14 protein-coding genes, 1 pseudogene and 1 riboswitch are annotated in these 15,712 nt (G+C 48.7%); of the genes and pseudogenes, 13 read left to right on the top strand and 2 right to left on the bottom strand.

What is annotated here, in order from left to right:
* Positions 1-254: 254 nt before the first annotated feature.
* Together DW965_RS14075 and DW965_RS14070 are read left to right on the top strand one after the other, a co-directional pair.
* Positions 255-464 carry a DUF6198 family protein gene (locus DW965_RS14075; RefSeq protein ID WP_117761479.1) on the top strand — a complete coding sequence of 70 codons (210 nt, stop codon included), beginning with the start codon at positions 255-257 and terminating at the stop codon, positions 462-464.
* Between the two features lie 100 nt (positions 465-564).
* Positions 565-664: riboswitch (THF riboswitch) on the top strand.
* A 66-nt stretch (positions 665-730) separates the two neighbouring features.
* A complete protein-coding gene (locus DW965_RS14070) occupies positions 731-1,333 on the top strand; it encodes a folate family ECF transporter S component (RefSeq protein ID WP_022461732.1) in 603 nt (200 codons plus the stop codon).
* A 192-nt stretch (positions 1,334-1,525) separates the two neighbouring features.
* On the opposite strand, the gene DW965_RS14060 is transcribed toward DW965_RS14070, so the two are convergent.
* Both DW965_RS14060 and arfA read right to left on the bottom strand, forming a co-directional pair.
* Positions 1,526-2,482: a glycoside hydrolase family 43 protein gene (locus DW965_RS14060; protein ID WP_117761480.1), complete on the bottom strand. Its 957-nt coding sequence runs from the start codon at positions 2,480-2,482 to the stop codon at positions 1,526-1,528.
* Positions 2,483-2,562: 80 nt separating this feature from the next.
* A complete protein-coding gene (gene arfA, locus DW965_RS14055) occupies positions 2,563-4,062 on the bottom strand; it encodes an arabinosylfuranosidase ArfA (RefSeq protein WP_119198486.1) in 1,500 nt (499 codons plus the stop codon).
* Between the two features lie 231 nt (positions 4,063-4,293).
* Between arfA and DW965_RS14050 the strand changes: the two genes are divergently transcribed.
* The 11 genes and pseudogenes from DW965_RS14050 (at position 4,294) to DW965_RS14000 (ending at position 15,708) form a co-directional block, all read left to right on the top strand.
* Positions 4,294-5,133: a helix-turn-helix domain-containing protein gene (locus DW965_RS14050; protein WP_117761482.1), complete on the top strand. Its 840-nt coding sequence runs from the start codon at positions 4,294-4,296 to the stop codon at positions 5,131-5,133.
* Between the two features lie 88 nt (positions 5,134-5,221).
* Positions 5,222-6,543: pseudogene (locus DW965_RS14045) on the top strand (sodium-dependent transporter).
* Between the two features lie 175 nt (positions 6,544-6,718).
* Positions 6,719-7,471, top strand: a complete 753-nt coding sequence (sufC, locus tag DW965_RS14040) for a Fe-S cluster assembly ATPase SufC (protein ID WP_055217927.1) — start codon at positions 6,719-6,721, stop codon at positions 7,469-7,471.
* Positions 7,472-7,501: 30 nt separating this feature from the next.
* Positions 7,502-8,908, top strand: coding sequence for a Fe-S cluster assembly protein SufB (gene sufB / locus DW965_RS14035; RefSeq protein ID WP_117761483.1), 1,407 nt, complete (start codon positions 7,502-7,504; stop codon positions 8,906-8,908).
* Between the two features lie 13 nt (positions 8,909-8,921).
* A complete protein-coding gene (locus tag DW965_RS14030) occupies positions 8,922-9,980 on the top strand; it encodes a SufB/SufD family protein (RefSeq protein WP_117761484.1) in 1,059 nt (352 codons plus the stop codon).
* Entirely contained in the window at positions 9,967-11,184 is a 1,218-nt protein-coding gene (locus tag DW965_RS14025) for an aminotransferase class V-fold PLP-dependent enzyme (RefSeq protein WP_117761485.1), read from the top strand. Before DW965_RS14030 ends, DW965_RS14025 begins: the two co-directional genes overlap by 14 nt.
* Complete coding sequence (gene sufU / locus DW965_RS14020; RefSeq protein WP_055217922.1) at positions 11,174-11,602, top strand: Fe-S cluster assembly sulfur transfer protein SufU; 429 nt, start codon at positions 11,174-11,176, stop codon at positions 11,600-11,602. Before DW965_RS14025 ends, sufU begins: the two co-directional genes overlap by 11 nt.
* Before the next feature lie 197 nt (positions 11,603-11,799).
* The gene (eno, locus tag DW965_RS14015) at positions 11,800-13,101 is read left to right on the top strand and encodes a phosphopyruvate hydratase (RefSeq protein ID WP_055217920.1); all 1,302 of its coding nucleotides are present in this window, start codon (positions 11,800-11,802) and stop codon (positions 13,099-13,101) included.
* Between the two features lie 373 nt (positions 13,102-13,474).
* The gene (locus DW965_RS14010; protein WP_330414995.1) at positions 13,475-13,981 is read left to right on the top strand and encodes an amino acid ABC transporter permease; all 507 of its coding nucleotides are present in this window, start codon (positions 13,475-13,477) and stop codon (positions 13,979-13,981) included.
* Positions 13,982-13,984: 3 nt separating this feature from the next.
* Complete coding sequence (locus tag DW965_RS14005) at positions 13,985-14,728, top strand: amino acid ABC transporter ATP-binding protein (protein ID WP_055267879.1); 744 nt, start codon at positions 13,985-13,987, stop codon at positions 14,726-14,728.
* Between the two features lie 122 nt (positions 14,729-14,850).
* On the top strand, positions 14,851-15,708 hold the full coding sequence (locus DW965_RS14000) for a transporter substrate-binding domain-containing protein (protein ID WP_055217916.1): 858 nt from the start codon (positions 14,851-14,853) through the stop codon (positions 15,706-15,708).
* Positions 15,709-15,712 lie beyond the last annotated feature (4 nt).

Raw genomic sequence — 15,712 nt, 5'->3', positions numbered from 1 at the left:
ACGAGTACAAAGAGAAGGGGATAAGTATGCCCATATACAAACAAAAAGCAGGAATCATAGTTTTATAAATGCTTACGATTTCTGCTCTTTGCTAAAGTTAATGACATTGCTTAAATACTGGGTTTTTGGGATGTGCAATTTTGAGATTTTCCGATAAAATTCGAGTTTCATCTGCTTTCGTTTGTTCCTAATCATTTTCATTCGCCCTCTTCAAATATAGAGTCAATCTTTAAGTCGAAAAAGTCTGCACGAAAGTGCCGTATTCCAGAATTAAAATCGACTTCGATGTGACCTGCCTTATGGTAACCGCATTGCTCACCTTCTTCGGACTTGGAAGAATCGAAGGTCTTGGAATCGGAACGGTAGCAGCTGCTTTTACGATGGGAAAAGGTATTGTGCTGATGGGAAAACTGCTGGATAAAAAGTTTGCGTTTGTCTCCGTTTTATCACCGGAAAGACCGTAAAATGCAGGGCTGATATTTGATCGTAAAAAATTAGAAAAAAATGTAAAATCCTCTTGAAATCAAGGGGATTTTACTATATAATGAGCAGGACAAAAACAACTGCAGAGTAAGTTCATATGCGTAAAGTGCTCCCGGGATAGAGAGTAGCCAGGGAGACGAAAAGAGAAAATCTTGCGGTATATGAATTGCATCTCGCTGCAACAGAAGATAGAGACAAGAGATTATCTCCTATTGTAGTCAGATATCTGTAAAGGAGGTAATTTTTTATGCAGAAAAATGCAAATGAAACAGCAAAAGAAACAAAAAACATGTTTCTGCAGTCAGCAAAAGAGCTGAAAGCAGTCACAACCCTCGCAGCCTGTGCCATGTTCGCAGCGCTGGCGATGATTCTGAACCAGGTAGCATCGATTGATATCGGACCTTATGTCCGCATTGGATTTTCCGGAATCCCGAACCGCCTTGTCGATTACCTGTTCGGACCAGTGACAGGATGTCTTTTCTCCGGCATTCTTGATGTCGTAAAATATTTCCTGAAACCGAGCGGCCCGTTCTTCTTCGGATTCACCTTTAATGCGATGCTGGCATCTTTTATGTATGGATGCTTCTACTATCGCAAAAAACTGACCATCAAACGTGTGCTTGCAGCCAAGTTCATCGTTATGCTGACTGTCAACGTACTGCTGAACACCCTGTGGATCAGCATGCTGTATGGAAAAGGAATCATGGTGCTTCTTCCGGCACGTGCCTTAAAGAACCTGATTATGTGGCCGATCGATTCCATCATTTTCTATAGCCTGACGAAGTTGATCGAGCAGACCGGCGTCTTCCGCATGTTCCATGCAAGAACCGCTGCACAGGCACAGAGATAAAGAAAAATTCAGACACCATCAAAACGATACATTTACCAATCTGCAGAAAAGGTACTGTCCGCCAGAACAAAAAGGAAGCGGATGGGTTTTGTCGGAAAAGAAAAGCGAAAAAGAACTGCGGCAGGAACTTCCCCAAAAGGAAGCCTGCCGCAGTTCTTTTTGTATGAAAATCCCATCAGGCGGACAGCGATTTTACTGATATCCGTGATCTGACCAGTCATGGTTTTTGATCCGCTCGTAATCCTCCTCTGTAATCGGAAGAATCGTTCCATGCTTGTAGCCGTATGGGAACGAGAAGGAAGCATCAGAACGAACAAATTTTCCGGAAGCAAGGCTGTCTGCAACAAACGGCACATATCCCTGGCCGGCACCCGGAACGCCGTAGTAGTCAAGGAACAGACACCATCTGCTGTCATCAAGCTGTACTGCGGTCGGAGCCTCATAGAGACCGCTCTCTACATCTTTCATGCTCTCATCGAAGCTTTCCATCCGCACATACGGGCCGGCCGCATGGTCGGAGCGGAGCAGAATAATTTTCGCCGGATTGCTTTCACTCTTTACGAAAAGATAATAAACCCCATTCTCTTCATAGATCGCCGAATCAATCACGCCGCTGTCCTCTTTTTCGTACAGAACCTGCGGAGCTGAAAAATGAACAAAATCCTTCGTTGTGCTGTAATAGATTTTTTTGGGACCGTAATCGTTTGCTGCAGGGGAAGAAGACCAGTGCAGAACGTACTCACCGTTTTCTTTATCGTAAATCAGATCCGGTGCCCAGAGGCAGCCGAAGTCATCATCACCGATTTTTACAAGACGCTGGTCGCTCCAGTTTACGAGATCCTCTGATTCCCAGACGGAGAAATACTTGCTGCCGTTTCTGCCGATCTCATCCCAGGAATTGTGATACTGATTCCGCATACCGTAAGAAAGACTCAGGTCAGTGGCGAAAATATAATATTTCCCGGTTTCTATGCTGTGAGTGATAGTAAAGTCGCGTACACCCTTATCTCCATAATACGCCCAGAGAACAGGAGCGCCTTCGTTGACAGCTTCCCAGTGGAAACCATCGCGGCTGATGCCGAAATAAACCTGTTCGCCGTCCGGTGTTGTTTTTTCCCGAAAATGAACAAATAAATATGCCTGTGCCATAAAATAAAACTCCTTTATGCATATGTTTGGATGAAAAATTCAGATGTTCTGTTTTTCAGGCCATACCTTATACGGTTCCATTATTTTGTAAGACGGATCACATTCCAGCTGTGTTTTCCAAGAACGGTGTGCATTTTTCCATTCTCCAGTTTGGTGGCATCGGAATGGGTCGGAGTAACGTGGTTCGGATCTGCTTCGGTGTTGACCGCTTTCATATCGTCGTTTGTCAGCACGATGTGCTCAGCCAGACGGCATCCTTCGAACTGACGCAGATCGCAGGAAACCTCCATATCCTCATCCAGGCTCTTATTGACTGCAAAAATGGTCAGTGCATCGTTTTCCTCATCCCAGATGCAGACAGAATCGAGATACGGAGCTTCGCCGTACGTTTTGCTCTCGTAAACCGGTGTCAGAACCTGTGTATTTAAGACGGTTCCGCGGCCGTATACGCTTGCATGCATGTATGGATAGAAGATCGTCTGACGCCATGCACCGGTATCGGATGTCATGATCGGAGCGATAACGTTGACAAGCTGTGCGAGGCAGGCAATCTTGACACGGTCTGCGTGGCGCAGGAGTGTGATCAGCATGCTTCCGACGAGAAGTGCATCCTCAAAGTTGTAAACATCCTCAAGCTGATGCGGTGCGCGTACCCATTTCTCCAGCTTCTGATCCTGCTCATTGCTGTGATACCATACGTTCCACTCATCGAAGGAAAGGTTAATCTGCTTTTTGCCGTGTTTTTTCGCTTTGACTGCATCACAGATCGCAACTACACCGGAGATGAAATCATCCATGCCCTTGGAGCTTGCCAGGAAATCGACAGTATCATTTGCATAATTTCCGTAGTACTGGTGTAAAGAAAGGTAATCCACCTCATCATAGCATTCGTCCAGAACCGTATATTCCCAGGAACCGAAGGTTGGCATCGTAAGATTGGAGCTTCCGCAGGCAACAGTTTCGATCGTCGGATCCATGAATTTCATTAGACGGGAAGTCTCTGCTGCAATACGTCCGTACTCAGAAGCGGTCTTATGTCCCATCTGCCACGGTCCGTCCATCTCGTTGCCGAGGCACCAGAGTTTGATGTTGTGTGGATCTTTGTAACCGTGGGATTTTCTCAGATCACTGTAGTAGGTGCCGCCCTTGAAGTTGCAGTACTCCAGCACATTTTTTGCATCTTCCGGTCCGCGGGTTCCGAGATTGACGGCCATCATGATGTCACTGCCGGCTTTTTTCGACCAGTCCGCAAACTCATTCAGACCGAATTCGTTTGTCTCAATCACGCCCCAGGCAAGATCCGGTTTTGCAGGCCGTTTGTCTTTCGGACCTACGCTGTCTTCCCAGTGATAGCCCGAGACAAAGTTTCCGCCCGGGTAACGGACGATCGGTACCTGAAGCTCTTTGACAAGATCCAGGGTATCTTTTCGGAAGCCCTGCTCGTCGGAGAGAGCACTTCCTTCCTGATAGATGCCTTCGTAAACGGTGCGTCCCAGGTGCTCGATAAAGGAACCGAAGATTCGTTTGTCAACTTTTCCGGTAAGAAAATATTTGTCAATGATAATCTCTGCTTTTTTCATACTTAAAAATCCTCCTGTTAAAAGAAATGTTCGTTTTCAGACACGATCCAGAAAAACAAAGGATCACCGGCGTGTCTATGATTTTATTCCACCGTTTCGCTTTCGCTTTGGATAGTTTCAATTTTAGCAGGAAGATAGAAAAAAACCAGAGATTTTTGTCCGGCAAATTTGACTTTTTTTCCGGTTTTGCGGTAAAATAGGGAGAAGAAAAGAAAAGGGGAAACGAGAAGAATGGAATTTTCAGTTCATATTTGTGAATATAATAGATCCAACGCCGATTATGAGACGATATATCGGCCGGAGGGCAGCGGGGACTATCTGTTTCTGTTGTTTAAAACGCCGATGAAGGTGTATGACAGAACTGCGTTTTTCATTGCACAGGAAAATGCCTGCCTTTTTTACACGCCGGATCACGAGCAGCATTATCAGGCTGTTCAGAAGTTTCGCAACAGCTATGTCCATTTCTGGTGCGGTAAGAATCTGGGTGAAACGTATGGAATTCCGCAGAATGCTGTTTTTTATCCACAGAATACGGAAGCAATTGATGAGCTGATTCGCCTTTTGCAGAGGGAATATATTGTGAAAGATCCATACGCAGTGGAATATGAGGAAGCACTGGTTCGTCAGATGATGATTACGGCATCGCGCGGTATGCGGCTGTACCAGAAAGCGGCAGAGGAGCCGGCCGGACTGTATCAGGAATTCCAGGAGCTGCGCCTTAAGATGTTGAGCCATTATGAGAAAGGCTGGACGACAGAAAAGCTTTGCCAGATGGCCAATATGGAAAAAAGCCAGTTTTATTCTTATTATAAACAGTTTTTCAGCAGCACCCCGCACAGCGATCTGATTGAAGTACGGCTCGACAAGGCGAAAAATCTTTTGACAAATCAGGCACTTTCCATCGGACAGACCGCGGAAATCTGCGGTTTTTCCAATCTGTCTCATTTCAGCCGCTATTTCAAACGCCACTGCGGATGTTCTCCGCGGGAATGGCAGCAGCAAGGCGGAAAAAGCATAAAATATAAAGTGAAGTTGCAGGAAGATGAGAAATGCTATAGCTTTTCCCAATAGCTTATGATAAAATATTCAGAAGATGTTGGAGTCAAAAGGTACTTTGGCCATGATATCTTCAGAAAAAGTAAGAAAAAGGGAGAGCAGTATGAAAAAGAGAGAGTCATTTAACAGTCGGTGGGGATTTATCCTGGCCTGCATCGGCTCTGCAGTTGGAATGGGCAACATCTGGATGTTCCCTACCCGGGTTCCTTGTACGGAGGAGGTTCCTTTCTGATTCCGTATTTCCTGTTCGTTGCACTGATCGGCTTTACCGGTGTGAGCGGGGAGATGAGTTTTGGCCGTGCCACAAGATCCGGTCCGGTTGATGCGTTCGGTTTTGCATGTGAAACGAAAGGAAAACGAAAAGCCGGAGAGGCGCTTGGTCTGATTCCGGTGCTGGGTTCCCTGGCAATGGCGATCGGTTATACGGTTGTCATGGGGTGGATTTTCAGGTACATGATCGGAACCTTTACCGGAAAGACACTGTCAGCTGTGAGCGTAGAGGATTTTGCCGGAGCGTTTGAATCCATGGCATCTGCGTTTGGAAACAATTTCTGGCAGATCGTAGCTCTTGTGGTTGCGATGGTCATTCTGGCATTTGGTGTTGGTAAGGGAATTGAGAAGGTCAATAAGGTGCTGATGCCTGTTTTCTTTCTCCTGTTTGTTGCACTTGGTATCTATGTTGCCTTTCAGCCCGGTGCAGCGGATGGATACCGTTATATTTTCCGTGTGGAACCAAAAGCACTTGCAGATCCGAAGACCTGGATTTTTGCACTTGGTCAGGCATTCTTTTCCCTGTCTGTAGCCGGAAACGGAACACTGATCTATGGTTCCTATTTGTCAGATGGAGAAAATATTCCGGCCGCCGCCGGAAGAGTAGCATTTTTTGATACGCTCGCTGCTATGCTTGCTGCGCTGGTTATTATCCCGGCGATGGCAACTACGGGAGCACAGTTAAATACAGGAGGACCTGGACTTCTGTTCATTTTCCTTCCGAATTTGATAAAGTCTATGCCGGGTGGCGCGCTGATCGCAATCGTTTTCTTTGTCGCTGTCTTTTTTGCCGGCCTTACCTCTCTGATTAACCTGTACGAAGCACCGATTGCAACGGTACAGGAAAAATTTCATCTCGGAAGAGTAGCAGCCTGCGGTGTGATCGGGGTTATCGGTGTGGTCGTATCTCTTCTGATCCAGGGCATTGTATCCCAGTGGATGGATGTTCTGTCGATCTACATCTGCCCGCTCGGCGCCGGCCTTGCCGGAGTCATGTTCTTCTGGATCTGCGGAAAGAAGTATGTGCAGTCCCAGGTAGACAAGGGAAGAAGCAGCAAATTCACGGATCTGTATTATCCGATCTGCAAATATATCTACGTGCCGATCTGTGTGCTGGTTCTGATTCTCGGAATCGTGCTGGGCGGAATCGGCTGAAACGATGTTGATAGAAAACGCGCCTGTCGTGCGGAAAAAAAATCCGGCGGCAGGTGCGTTTTTTGATAAAATTTTTCAAATATATAAATCCGATTGAAATACTCGGAAAAAAGATCTACAATCGGAGGCGAAAACAGAGATTTTAACCTCGAAGCAAAATAAGGAGGATATCAATATGGGAAAAAATCTTTTAACAGTGAAAGATTTAACGGTAAATGTAGAAGAAAAAGAGATCCTGCACGGCGTCAATCTTACGATTGGAAAAGGGGAGACGCATGTGCTGCTTGGACCGAATGGTACCGGAAAGTCGACGCTTGGCAATACGCTGCTCGGCAATCCGAAATATAACGTGACACGCGGCGAAATCTGGTTCCAGGGAAAGAACATCACAGAAGAGCCGGTCAATGAACGCGCCAAAATGGGACTGTTTCTCTCGTTTCAGAATCCGCTTGAGGTGCCTGGCGTAACCTTAAGCTCTTTTATCCGCAGCGCCGTCGAGTTAAAGACCGGCAAACGGATGCGTCTGTTTGAGTTCCGGAAAGAACTGGAAAAAGCAATGGAAGTTCTGCAGATGGATCCGTCGTATGCAGACCGTGATCTGAATGTCGGATTTTCCGGCGGTGAGAAAAAGAAAGCCGAGATCTTGCAGCTTCTGATGCTCGAGCCGTCCCTTACCATTCTCGATGAGACCGACTCCGGCCTGGATGTCGATGCGGTCCGCACCGTTTCTGCCGGAATTGAGGCATACCGCAGAAAATGCGGAGGAAGTCTTCTGATCATCACGCACAGCACGAAGATTCTGGAATCACTGATGGTGGATCAGACCCACATCATGGTGGAAGGTGAAATCGTCAAAACCGGCGATGCATCTCTTGTAGAGGAGATCAACCGGGACGGATTTGGAAAATACGAAAAGTCACTGGCGTAAAACCGAAGGTACAGAAAGGATGAAAACGCTGTGAGAGAAAAAAGTTATGTAGAGGATATTGACCGAAGCATCTATGATTTCAAAGACGATGAAAAGGATGCCTATAAAGTAAAAGCCGGCCTGACGCCGGAAATTGTACAGAAAATTTCGGATGAGAAGAAAGACCCTGCCTGGATGCAGCTGTTCCGTCTGCGTTCTTTACAGATCTACAACCAGATGCCGATTCCGGATTGGGGTCCGTCGATTGAGGGTCTGAACATGGATGACATCGTAACGTATGTCCGCCCGAATACGAAAATGAAAGCAAAGTGGTCCGATGTGCCGGATGACATCAAAAATACGTTTGAGCGTCTTGGCATCCCGCAGGCAGAGCGGAAATCACTCGCCGGCGTGGGCGCACAGTATGATTCGGAGCTGGTCTATCACAACGTCCGCGCGGAAGTTGCGGCGCAGGGTGTTGTCTATACCGATATGGAGAGTGCGCTGCATGGTGAGTACGCGGATATGGTGCGGAAACACTTTATGAAACTGGTGAAACCGACCGACCACAAATTTGCCGCACTGCACGGAGCCGTCTGGTCCGGCGGTTCGTTTGTCTATGTGCCGAAGGGGGTTTCCGTGGAAATCCCGCTGCAGTCGTATTTCCGCCTGAATGCGCCGGGCGCAGGCCAGTTCGAGCATACGCTGATTATTGTCGATGAGGACGCGGACCTTCACTTTATCGAGGGCTGTTCCGCACCGAAATACAATGTGGCCAACCTCCATGCCGGATGTGTGGAGCTGTTTGTCGGAAAGAATGCAAGACTCCGTTATTCTACGATTGAAAACTGGTCGAAGAATATGTACAACCTGAACACGAAGCGCGCGCAGGTCGAGGAGGGCGGAAAAATCGAGTGGGTTTCCGGTTCATTCGGCTCCCACGTTTCCTACCTGTACCCGATGAGCGTGCTGAAAGGAAGAGGCGCAAAGATGGAATTTACCGGCATCACGTTTGCCGGTAAGGGCCAGAATCTCGATACCGGAGCGAAGGTTGTCCACAGCGCGCCGGATACGAGTTCCTATATTAACACGAAATCGATCTCGAAGGACGGCGGCATCAGCACCTTCCGTTCGTCAGTCTCTGTAACAAAAGCGGCAAAGAACACGAAATCAGCCGTTTCCTGCCAGTCTCTGATGCTCGATGATATCTCCCGGTCGGACACGATTCCGGCGATGGATATCCGTACAAAAGATGCGAACATCGGCCATGAAGCACAGATCGGAAGCATCAGCGATGAAGCCGTCTTTTATCTGATGTCGCGCGGCATGACGGAAGAGGATGCGAGAGCGTGCATCGTCAGCGGATTCGCGGATGATGTTTCAAAAGAACTGCCGCTGGAGTACGCGGTGGAGATGAACAATCTGATCCGCCTCGAGATGAAGGGCAGCATTGGATAAGGAGGCCAGACACATGGAAGAACAGAACAGCATGAAAATCAACCAGCTTCCATCGAAAACATGGTACTGGCTGGGATTAAATGATACAAAAGTAAAATGGGCGGCGGGTGCGCCGTGTGAAATCTGCGCGGAAGAGCCGTCTGCGGATGATGAGATAACGGGTTTTCCGGAAGCTATGAATACCGGGGCAGGAAAAGAGACGGATGTCCTTTTTGCACCGGAGCAGACGAAAAACTGGAATGTCTCTGCAAAGGAGGGGCAGACGAAACAGGTCACGCTTTCCATCGGACAGGGAAAAGAGACGGTTTCATCCGGAAAGATCCGCGCGGTGGCAGAAGAGGGAGCTTCCCTTACCGTTTTCGAGGTATTTGAACCGGCACAGGCAGCGGGACAGCTCGCGGTGCGGACAGAACTTTACGCGAAAAAAGACAGCCGCATCCGGCTCGTGCAGGTGATGATGCGCGGTGAGGGACAGGAGCTTTTAAATGATGTCGGATGCATCTGCGAGGAAAATGGTGCACTGGATCTTTTACAGGTCGTTGTCGGAAAAGGCGATGTCTATGACGGTATCTGGACCGAACTGCAGAAGGATCACGCATCACTGCAGGCAGAAATCGGCTATCTTCTGCAGAATCAGCAGAAATTTGATGTCAATCTGAATGTGCGCCACTTCGGAAAAGTAACCGAGAGCACGATCCAGGCAGACGGAACGCTGATGGATGCGGCGGAAAAGATCTTCCGCGGCACAATCGACTTTGTGCGCGGTTCGGCAGATTCCGTCGGAGCAGAGACAGAACAGGTATTGCTGCTCGGCGATGATGTAGTCAACAAGACGATTCCTGTGATCCTCTGTGCAGAGGAAAACGTACAGGGAAGCCACGGCGCGGCAATCGGAGAACTCGATGAAGAGACACTGTTTTACTTCGGTGCGCGCGGCATGGACCGTACACAGGCAGAAAATACGATGGCGCGGGCGAAACTGGAAGCAAAAATCCAGAAGATCGGCGATGCGGACATCGAACAGAAAGTAAAAACACAGCTTGCGGAGGTGCTTGACCGTGACAACAGATAACATCAGAAAAAATTTCCCGCTTCTGCAGCAAATGGACACGATCTATCTGGACAACGCGGCGACGGCACAGCGCCCGTCATGCGTTCTTGTTGCAGTACAGGAATTTTACGAACAGAAAAATGCAAATCCTCTGCGAGGATTCTATCCTTTAAGCCTGGAGGCGACGGAGAGCTATCAGGAGGCAAGAAAGACCGTACAGGAGTTTATTCATGCAGAAGAGCCGGAGGAGATTATTTTTACCCGGAATACAACGGAAAGCCTGAACCTTGTGGCATACAGCTATGGCCTGAACTTTTTAAAGGAAGGCGACGAGATCGCTGTAACAATCATGGAGCATCACAGCAATCTGCTTCCGTGGCAGATGGTGTCGCGTATGACTGGGGCAAAGCTCCATTATCTGGAATGTACCAGTGAGGGCGAGCTGACCGATGAGGAGCTCCAAAAGGGCATTAATGAGAGAACACGTCTTGTGGCTGTTGCGCAGGTATCGAATGTGCTCGGCTGCGTGAATCCGATCCAGAAAATCACGGAGATGGCGCACCGCGTGGGAGCCGTTGTCGTTGTGGACGGCGCCCAGAGCGTTCCGCATATGCCGGTCGACGTACAGGCGCTGGATGCAGATTTTCTCGCCTTTTCCGGCCATAAGCTGATGGGCCCGATGGGAATCGGCTGTCTGTATGGAAAACGGGAACTGCTGGAAAAAATGCCGCCGTTTTTAACCGGAGGCGAGATGATCGATTCCGTTTACCGCGACGGAGCCGTTTTTGCACCGGTTCCGCAGAAATTTGAGGCGGGAACGGTAAATGCAGCCGGTGCGGTGGGGCTGGCCGCAGCGATCCGGTATCTGCAGGAAAAAGGATTTGATTATATCCAGAAAAAAGAGCTGGAACTGACGCAACGTGCTATGGAAGGACTCGGCGCGCTGCCGTACGTTCATATCCTCGGTTCCAAAGATCCGGCCAACCACACGGGCATCGTTTCGTTTACGATTGACGGCGTGCATCCGCACGATGTGAGCGAAATTCTTTCTTCTGACGGCATCGATGTGCGGGCAGGCCACCACTGTGCACAGCCGCTTCTGGAATATCTTGGCGTCCGAAGTTCGACAAGAGCCAGCATGATGTTTTATAATACACCGGAAGAGATTGATGCACTGATCGAAAGTGTATCCACAATCAGAAGGAGAATGGGCTATGGAGAGTAGAGGATTTTATAACGAAATTTTGACGGAGCACAATCTGCGTCCGGAATTCAAGCATGATCTGCCGGATGCGGACATCGTACTCGAGGGCGTCAACCCAAGCTGCGGCGATGATATCTGGCTGAAATTAAAAGTCGACGGCGATGTGATCACGGACGGTGCGTTCGTGGGCGACGGCTGTGCGATTTCGCAGGCATCGGCGGACATTATGCTCGGCATGATCATCGGAAAGACGAAGGACGAGGCACTGCGCCTGGGAAATCTGTTTCTGCGCATGATCAAAGGAGAAGCATCCGACGAGGAGATTGACGAACTCGAGGAGGCTGGTGCACTGAAGGACATCTCCCACATGCCGGCAAGAGTGAAATGTGCAGTGCTTGGATGGCATACGCTGGAAGAGGCATTTAAACAGGAAAAATAAGAACAGAAAAACTTTTTGCATTTCTGAGAAAAAGTATCACTTTACCCACTTGCAATTTTTAAAAAATTAGTTATAATGAATTATAGTTAGTAAAGGCTAACCAAAGTGAATCAATCATTGTTATCTCCCGTCTGCGGATCCTGGACACTTCGCAGGCGGGAAACTCCAGAAACAAACGAGAAAGGAGCACACGAAAAGTGAAGAGCCTGAAAATTGAGGAAGTAAAAGGAAGAGAAATTCTGGATTCCAGAGGAAACCCAACCGTAGAAGCTGAGGTTGTTCTTGCAGGAGGCGTTGTAGGACGCGGCATGGCACCAAGCGGCGCATCTACCGGTGAGTTTGAGGCACTGGAATTACGAGATGGAGATAAAGCAAGATACCTTGGAAAAGGTGTGCAGAAAGCAGTAGAAAACATCAACACCGTCATCAACGATACCTTAAAAGGTATGGATGCATCCGATACCTACGCTGTAGATAAAGCTATGATCGATGCGGACGGAACAAAGGATAAATCCCGCCTGGGTGCAAACGCCATTCTGGCTGTATCCATTGCCTGCGCAAGAGCAGCAGCAAACGCACTTGAGATTCCGCTGTACCGCTTCTTCGGCGGCGTTTCCGGAAATCGTCTGCCGGTTCCGATGATGAACATCATCAACGGCGGATGCCACGCACTTTCTTCCGGCCTGGATGTACAGGAGTTCATGATCATGCCGGTTGGAGCATCTTCTTTCAAAGAGTGCTTAAGATGGTGCGCTGAGGTCTTCCATGCACTGGCTGCCATCTTAAAAGAGCGCGGACTGGCAACATCGGTTGGAGATGAAGGCGGTTTTGCACCGGCTCTGAAATCCGATGAAGAAGCCATCGAGACCATTCTTGAGGCAGTGAAAAAAGCAGGCTACGAGCCAGGCAGAGACTTCAAGATCGCGATGGATGCTGCTTCCTCCGAGTGGAAGACAGGAACCAAGGGTGAATACAAACTGCCGAAAGCCGGCACTGTATTTACTTCCAAAGAGCTGATCGCTCACTGGAAAGCACTGGTAGAGAAATATCCGATCATCTCCATCGAGGATGCTCTGGATGAAGAAGACTGGGAAGGCTGGAAAGAGCTGACCGCAGAGCTTGGCGGAAAAGTACAGCTTGTCGGTGACGACCTGTTTGTAACCAATACTGAGCGTCTGGCAAAAGGTATCTCCCTTGGCTGCGGAAATTCCATCCTGATCAAACTGAACCAGATCGGTTCTGTATCTGAGACCCTTGAGGCAATCAAAATGGCTCACAAAGCAGGCTACACCGCAATTTCCTCCCACCGTTCCGGTGAGACCGAGGATACCACCATCGCAGACCTGGCTGTTGCCCTGAACACCTGCCAGATCAAGACCGGTGCACCGAGCCGTACCGAGCGTGTTGCAAAATACAACCAGCTTCTCCGAATCGAAGAAGAACTTGGAACGGCCGCTGTATACCCTGGTGCAAGAGCATTTAATGTGACACAGGACTAAGCAGTAAATAACATAATACCATAAAAAAAGACAAGATCCTTCCTCTTAAAACCAACCATAAATAAGTGTCCCCGGGGCCGTTGAAAAACGTGTTTCCCGGGGATTCTTGCATGCGGGGGAGGGGTATATGAAAAAACACTTGACTTGAAGCGGACTTGAAGTGTTATCCTATCTAGGAAAATGTAAAAATAAGGGGGATATATCGAAATGAGCGAAAGATTATGGAATATTCTTCTGGATTCTTTCTGGAAAATCTTTCTGCCGGGCCTTAAGGTGACGATTCCGCTTACTGTAATCTCGTTTTCCATTGCACTTGTAATTGCGACGGCAATGGCTATGGTACAGTTTGCAAACATCAAAGGCCTTCGTCAGATTGCACGTTTCTATATCTGGATTTTCCGCGACCCCGCTTCTGGTCCAGCTTTTCGTTGTGTTTTACGGACTTCCGCGCGCCGGTATTCTGATCGATCCGTTTCCGGCGGCAGTTCTCGTCTTTTCCCTGAATGAGGGCGCCTACAGTGCCGAGACGATGCGTGCGGCCCTGGAAGCCGTTCCGGCAGGCCAGCTCGAAGCCGGCTACTGTGTCGGCATGTCGTATCTGCAGATCATGCGGAGAATTATCCTTCCGCAGGCGATGCGCACCGCTTTCCCGCCGCTTTCCAACTCTCTGATCGCCATGGTAAAGGATACTTCCCTTGCCGCAAATATCACCGTAACGGAGATGTTTATGGTAACGCAGCGGATTGTAGCGCGCACCCATGAGCCGCTGGCACTGTATATTGAAGTAGGACTGATCTACCTGCTGTTCTCCACTGTGCTCACGAAGCTGCAGGGAATCGGAGAGAAGAAACTGAGTACATATCAGAAAAAAGGGGAATAAGCCATGCTGGAAATTAAAGGATTAAAGAAAGCGTTCGGCAGCCTGGAAGTATTAAAAGGTGTAGATTTAAAAGTAAAACAGGGCGATGTTGTTGCAATCCTCGGTCCGAGTGGTTCGGGAAAAACGACGATGCTGCGCTGTGTCAACTTTCTGGAGCATGCGGACGGCGGCAGCCTGATCTTTGACGGGAAAGAATATCCGTTCCACAACATCAGCAAAAAAGATATCGCGGCGATCCGTCAGAAAACCGCATTTGTATTTCAGAACTATAACCTGTTCCTGAACAAAACAGCCCTTCATAACGTAACCGAGGGCCTGATCATCGGCAGAAAAATGCCAAAAACCAGGGCGGAGGAAAAAGCGCGTGCAGCGCTTGAAAAAGTAGGCATGCTGGACCGTGCGGACTACTATCCGCATCAGCTTTCCGGCGGACAGCAGCAGAGGGTGGCAATCGCCCGTGCACTGGCAACCGATCCGGAAATTATCTATTTTGATGAGCCGACCTCAGCACTCGACCCGGAGCTGACCGGCGAGGTGCTTGGTGTTATGCGCCAGCTTGCCAAAGAGGGAATGACAATGCTCGTTGTCACGCATGAGATGGGCTTTGCAAGAAACGTTTCGAACAAAGTTGTCTTTATGGAAAACGGCGTTGTCGTTGAGGAAGGTCCGTCGAAGGAATTTTTCGCAAATCCGCGGGAAGAGCGGACGAGAACATTTTTGCAGAATATTGAACAGCATTACGAGTAAGGTATCCCGCAAAGCGGCAAATCCTGCCCGGAGCACGGAATCCGGACAGTTTGCAATAAAGAAAACAGAAGAAGCAAAGGCAGCTTCTTCCAGAACAAAACAAAAAAGGAGTGGCGAATATTATGAAAAAGAAAATGGCAGCAGTATTTCTGGCAGGTATCCTGACATCATCCTTTTTACTGACCGGATGCGGAAACAGCACGGCAGATAACAGCAGTGCTTCTTCCTCTTCATCAGCATCTTCTGCAAGTGCGTCTGGGGATCTTTTAGAGCAGATCCAGAGCAAGGGTGAGATCGTTGTGGCAATGGAAGGAACCTGGGCACCGTGGACGTATCACGATGAGGACGACAACCTGGTCGGCTATGACGTAGAAGTGGCACAGCAGATCGCAGAGAAACTCGGCGTGAAAGCAACCTTTGTAGAGGGTGAGTGGGACGGCCTTCTTGCAGGAATCGATTCCGGCCGGTACGATATCATGGTAAACGGCGTAGATATCACAGAGGAGCGCGCTGAGAAATACAGCTTTTCCGATCCATACGCATACAACCGCACCGCTGTTATCGTAAACTCTGCTAACGATGAAATCCAGTCCATGGAGGATCTCGACGGAAAGAGCACCGCGAACACCATTTCCAGTACGTATGCAGAAGTTGCCGAGAAATATGGCGCAGCCGTTACCGGTGTTGACGATCTGGAGCAGACTTTCGAGCTTCTCTTAAGCGGCCGTATCGATGCAACTCTGAACGCAGAGGTAACGTATTACGATTATATGAAAGCACACCCGGATGCAGAGATCAAAATTGCATGTCTCGATCCGGAATCCACAAAAGTCGGTATTCCGATGAAAAAAGGCGATGAGACCAAGACGCTGCTTGAGGCAGTCAACAAAGCACTTGGCGAGCTCGCAGAAGAAGGAACACTGACAGAGCTTTCGGAAAAATATTTTGGAACGGATATCTCCAAAGAAGCAGCAGAATAAGATA

Source organism: Blautia sp. AM47-4 (assembly GCF_003479865.1).
GTDB lineage: Bacteria > Bacillota > Clostridia > Lachnospirales > Lachnospiraceae > Fusicatenibacter > Fusicatenibacter saccharivorans.
This window is presented reverse-complemented; position numbering and strand designations above follow the sequence as displayed.

Bases quoted from the DNA above. Each gene is read 5' to 3' on its own strand.
- DW965_RS14000 (WP_055217916.1), top strand. From the start codon at position 14,851: ATGAAAAAGAAAATGGCAGCAGTATTTCTGGCAGGTATCCTGACATCA.
- DW965_RS14070 (WP_022461732.1), top strand. From the start codon at position 731: ATGCAGAAAAATGCAAATGAAACAGCAAAAGAAACAAAAAACATGTTT.
- DW965_RS14050 (WP_117761482.1), top strand. From the start codon at position 4,294: ATGGAATTTTCAGTTCATATTTGTGAATATAATAGATCCAACGCCGAT.
- DW965_RS14005 (WP_055267879.1), top strand. From the start codon at position 13,985: ATGCTGGAAATTAAAGGATTAAAGAAAGCGTTCGGCAGCCTGGAAGTA.
- arfA (WP_119198486.1), bottom strand. From the start codon at position 4,062: ATGAAAAAAGCAGAGATTATCATTGACAAATATTTTCTTACCGGAAAA.
- sufC (WP_055217927.1), top strand. From the start codon at position 6,719: ATGGGAAAAAATCTTTTAACAGTGAAAGATTTAACGGTAAATGTAGAA.
- DW965_RS14030 (WP_117761484.1), top strand. From the start codon at position 8,922: ATGGAAGAACAGAACAGCATGAAAATCAACCAGCTTCCATCGAAAACA.
- sufU (WP_055217922.1), top strand. From the start codon at position 11,174: ATGGAGAGTAGAGGATTTTATAACGAAATTTTGACGGAGCACAATCTG.
- DW965_RS14060 (WP_117761480.1), bottom strand. From the start codon at position 2,482: ATGGCACAGGCATATTTATTTGTTCATTTTCGGGAAAAAACAACACCG.